Origin of the sequence: Nocardiopsis chromatogenes YIM 90109 (genome assembly GCF_000341185.1) — a bacterium.
GTDB classification, from domain to species: Bacteria; Actinomycetota; Actinomycetes; order Streptosporangiales; family Streptosporangiaceae; genus Nocardiopsis_A; species Nocardiopsis_A chromatogenes.
The window spans coordinates 1,842-5,585 of the sequence record NZ_ANBH01000235.1 but is presented as its reverse complement, the minus strand read 5'-3'; the positions used below and the strand labels follow the sequence as shown (position 1 = coordinate 5,585).

At 76.2% G+C, this 3,744-nt stretch carries 1 protein-coding gene and 1 pseudogene; one reads left to right on the top strand and one right to left on the bottom strand.

Features of this window, described 5'->3' with window-relative positions:
* Positions 1–192: 192 nt before the first annotated feature.
* Positions 193–2,601: an ATP-binding protein gene (locus D476_RS39805; protein ID WP_152529406.1), complete on the bottom strand. Its 2,409-nt coding sequence runs from the start codon at positions 2,599–2,601 to the stop codon at positions 193–195.
* A gap of 217 nt (positions 2,602–2,818) precedes the next feature.
* Between D476_RS39805 and D476_RS39950 the strand changes: the two are divergent.
* Positions 2,819–3,682: pseudogene (locus tag D476_RS39950) on the top strand (alcohol dehydrogenase catalytic domain-containing protein); the annotation flags it as partial.
* Positions 3,683–3,744 lie beyond the last annotated feature (62 nt).

Sequence of the window (3,744 nt, the reverse complement as noted above, 5' to 3'; positions counted from 1 at the left end):
ACAAAAAAAAAAAGCCACACCGCTCCAACGGACGCCCTCCCGGGGCCGTGGTCCGCGCACCACGGGGGTGCCGGAGGGCGGTCGCCCCCGGTGCCCCGCGCATGCAAAGGAAGGTGGCCCGCCGCGGGGTCACGGCGGCAGGCCGGTCTCAGGCCCCGGGCCGCACCGTCGCGGGGCGGACGGGGCGGACGGTCACCTTTGCCGCCCGTCGCGTGGGCCGGGGACCCGCCCCTCCCGCGCCCGTTCCCGGAACCAGCCGGCGACGTGCACGCGGGAGGAGACGCCGAGCTTGCGCATCACCTTGCGCAGATGGTTGATGGCCGTCCATTCGGCGATGCCGAGCCGCCGGGCGATGCCGCGGTTGGTCAGCCCCTCCGCGACCAGCTCGGCCACCTGGTACTCGCGCGCGGTCAGCGTGTGGCCCCCCTCCGCCCGAGGCGCCTCCGCGGCCTCGTCCGGAACCGGGGACAGCACCAGGTCGACCGCCGCGCCGAGCTCCAGGGACCTCCCCTTGGTCCAGAGCTCGTCGAAGCGCCGGCCGCCCAGCCCCTCCCGGGCCCGCACCAGCGCCCGGTCGATCCCGTCGGACACGGGCGCGGCGGGGACGCACCGGGTGGAGGAGCGCATCACGGACGCGGCCCCGATCCCGATCACCGCGCGCCTGAGGGCCTCGCGCCCGCCGTCGGTGTGCACCCACTGCACGGCGAGGCGCTCCAGCACGCCCGCGCAGGCGACCCGGCCGTCCAGGCGGCGCAGCCGGGCCAGTGCGGAGCGGTACAGCCCCTCCGCCTCCCGTACACCGCCTTCGACGGCCAGCGCACCGGCCCGCGAGGCCTCCGCGAGCGCCTTGCCCGCCTCGTCGCACAGTCCCTCGGAGACCCGGTGGGCCGCCTCGGCCGCCGATACGGCCGCGCGCCCCTCCCCCAGCGCCGCCAGGCACTCGGCCAGGCCCCGAAGCGCCTTGGCCCGCTCGTGCCCGGCATCCGCGCGCTCCAGCAGTTCCGCCGCCTCCCGCTGCAGGGACGCGGCTTCGGCGAGGTCGCCCCGGTGGAAGGCGAGGTCCCCGAGGCGCCGGGTGTCCATGCCGGTTCCGGCGGCGTCGCCCGCACCGCGCCCGCGCAGGGCGCGCTCCAGCCGCTCTCCCGCCTCCCGGTACTCGCCCAGCCAGGTCAGCTGCTCCCCCAACGCGCCCTCGGCGGCCGACGCGGCCCCGGGCGGCAGGCGGCCGGAGTCCAGCAGCTCGCGCAGCAGCACCGTCACCCGGCGCAGGGCGCCGGACCCGTGCCAGAACTGGCCGAGGGCGGCGGCCACCCGGGCGGCGGCGGCCGAGTCGCCGCTGTCGAACAGGAAGAACATGGCCGCCTCGACGTCCTCGCGCCAGAACTGCGCGTTCGGCATGCAGCCGAGCGTCGATCCCTCCAGCTCCGGGCGCTGCAGCAGGTCGGCCATGCGCAGGAAGTAGCGGGCGTGGATCTCCAGGACCCGGGTCAGCTCGCCGCTCTGGCGCAGCCACTCGGTGACGTACTGCCTGGTCAGATGGGGCAGGCGGAAGACCACACCGCCGTCGTCGGCCTCCTCGGCGTGCAGCAGGCTCTTGTCCACCAGCCGCGCCAGCCGCTCCTCGACCTCTCCGGGCCCGGCGTCGGCGACGGAGGTCGCCGCGGCGAGGTCCACCCCCGAGCGGAACGCGGAGACGCGCCCGAGAAGCTCCTGGTCCCCGCCGTCCAGCCGGGTGAGCGACCAGGAGATCGCGCTGCGCATCCCGCAGTGCCGGGACAGCGTCTCGCCCCCGCTGGCGGAGAGGATGTCCAGGTCCCCGTCCAGTCCTTCGAGCACGCCCTGCGGCGACTTGGTCTTCATGCGCGCCGCCGCCAGCTCGATGGCCAGGGGCAGGCCGTCGGTGCGGCGGCACAGCCGGACCACCGCCTCGGCGTTGTCCGGGGTCAGGCGGAAGCCGGGGCGGGCGGCCTGGGCCCGGCGCAGGAACAGGCGCACCGACGGGACCGCCTCGCACTCCTCGGGGTCGTGGGCGGCCTCCAGGTCCGGGACGGGGAGCGGCGGGACCCGCACGACCTCTTCGCCGTAGGCCCCCAGCGGCTCGGGCGCCGCGATCATCACCGCGCCCCAGGAGCAGGCGGCGAGCGCCCCGGGCAGGGTCGCCCGCAGCTCCGGCAGGATCTCCTCGCACCCGTCCAGGACCAGCAGGAACCGCCCCGAGGGCGCGGCGCGGCCCGCCCCCTCGGGGGAGGCGGGGAAGACGTCCGCGATCGCCTCGTCGATCTCCGCCCGGGTCAGGCCGCCCGCGGCCTCCGCGGCCGTGCGCGGGTCGCCGCTCTCCTCGCAGACCTTGTCCAGCTCCACGACGAGCGTCCCGGCCTCGAAGAGGTCGGCGGCCCGGCCGAGCGCCGTCGTCACGAGCCTGCTCTTGCCGACGCCGACCGGCCCGGTGACGGTCAGGATCCGGACCGCCGGGTCGGCCAGTCTCCGGTACAGGTGGTCCAGTTCGTCCTCGCGCCCGACGAGGGGCGTCGGAAAATGCCGCCAGTGCGTCGTCCTCGGAATGGTGACCGAATCCGCCGCATCCGGCGCCGATCGCGCCATGGTGTCCATGTTCGGCTACTTCTCCCCGTCTTTGTAGCCTTCGCTCTTCGGTGTTCCGGGCGTGAGTCCGCATCCCCTGTGGCCGGGGTCGCCGCCGCCGGGGTCTCAAGGGCAGGGAGAGGCGGCATTCGGTGCGCAATTACCCGAACGCCCGTTATGTCCGCCCGGTATACGGAATGCTAGACGGCACCGGCAGGCGGGACAATATGACGAGATCATGAATCGGACCGGGTGTTCGTCCGCCCCTCCGCCCTTTCCCGAGCTGACAAACGCCCGGGGACCGGCCCCGCCCCGGCGTCGCCGACCCGCCACAATGCGGCCCATGCGAGCCGCATTCATCGAGGAGCTGGGGCCGCCCGGCGCCATCCGCGTCGGAGAGCTGCCCGACCCCCGTCCGGGCCCCGGCGACGTCCTGGTCGACGTGGAGTACGCCGGCGCCAACCACGTCGACACCTTCGTCCGGTCGGGCGCCTGGCGGACCCCCGTGGAGTTCCCCTTCGTGATCGGCCGCGACCTGGTGGGCACCGTCGCCTCGGCCGGGCCCGCCGCCCCCGGGTTCGCCCCCGGCGACCCGGTCTGGTGCCTGAGCATGGGGTACGGCGGCCGCCAGGGCGCCTGCGCCCAGCGCGCCGCGGTCCCCGCCGACCGCCTCTACCCCCTGCCCGCCGGGCTGGCCCCCGAGGACGCCGCGGCGCTCGCCCACCCGGCGGCGACCGCCTACCTGGCGCTCTTCGTCCACGGCCGGATGCGCCCCGGGGAGACGGTGGTGGTGGTCGGGGCCGGGGGCAACGTCGGCGGCGCCCTGGTGTCGCTGGCCGCCGACGCGGGCGCCCGGGTGGTCGCGGTGGCGAGCGCCCGCGACGCCGACCACGTCCGGGCGCTGGGGGCCGCGGCCGCGGTGGACTACCGGGCGCCCGACGCCGCCGAGCGGACCGCCCGCGCCTGCGACGGCGCCGACCTGTACATCGACGCGGCCGGCCGGAACGACCTGGAGCGGGCGATGGCGCTGCTGGCCCGCAGGGGGCGGGCCGTGCTGCTGGCCGGGATGGCGACCCGGCCGGTGCTCCCGGCCGGTCCGCTCTACATGCTGGACCGGACCGTCACCGGCTTCGCGATCTCCCAGGCGACCGTGCCGGAGCTCGC

What these genes read in the sequence shown, in the direction of transcription:
- D476_RS39805 (WP_152529406.1), bottom strand. Translation starts at nt 2,601, where the DNA reads ATGGCGCGATCGGCGCCGGATGCGGCGGATTCGGTCACCATTCCGAGG.